Here is a 764-nt window from a genome sequence, read left to right as displayed (position 1 = left end):
AAAAGTCAACAAACTCTTTTTACTCATACATCACCCTCTACATCACTAACAAGAACGAAAGATTTACTTTATCTGTTCTTCCCGTAGAAAAGAAAAAAACAAAGGTTGAATACCTTTCCCATTTTATCGACCTTATCAAAGGGCTGAATTTCAAAATTAAGGTTCTTTGCATGGATAGAGAGTTTTATTGTATAGATGTGTTTGAATTTCTTCAAAAAAACAACATTCCACACATTGTTCCAGTTGTTAAGAAAGGAAATAAGATGAAACAAATCCTTAAGGGGACCAAAGCAAGATGTGAACAATATGTTATGAAAAACGCAAAGAAAAGAATTCATCTGGATATTGTCATTGATGTCAAGTATTTAAAAGGCAAAAGAGATAAAAAGGGATGTGAGAATCTTGGCTTTGTGGTTTTTGGGGTCAAATGGTCTCCAAGAAAGGTCAGTACGGTTTATAGAAGAAGATTTGCTATTGAATCGTCATACAGAATGAGGAACATAGTTAAGCCAAAAACGTCAACTAAAAATGCTGAGATCAGATATTTTTATACGTTAGTATCCTTCCTACTAAAGAATATATGGCTGTACCTTCAGAAAAAACACTTTACAATAGTCAATAGAGGTCCGCAAGTCATAGACGAGGATAAGTTCAGATTTGAAATGTTTATACTTCTAATTGAAGAATGGCTGAGACGAAAGTTAAGAGTTAGGTTAATGGTGGAGTGTCTTAGGTAAATCGATGGGGAGAATACATGAGGAAGA

1 protein-coding gene is annotated in these 764 nt (G+C 33.9%); it reads left to right on the top strand.

What is annotated here, in order from left to right; translation table 11 throughout:
- The coding region (locus ASJ81_RS14480; protein WP_141241742.1) for a transposase at positions 1 to 737 on the top strand (737 nt) is incomplete at its 5' end.
- Positions 738 to 764 lie beyond the last annotated feature (27 nt).

The organism is Methanosarcina spelaei (assembly GCF_002287235.1).
In the GTDB taxonomy this organism is placed as follows: Archaea; Halobacteriota; Methanosarcinia; order Methanosarcinales; family Methanosarcinaceae; genus Methanosarcina; species Methanosarcina spelaei.
Note: the sequence above shows the minus strand (reverse complement) of the source record. Positions and strands in the feature narration are given on the sequence as shown.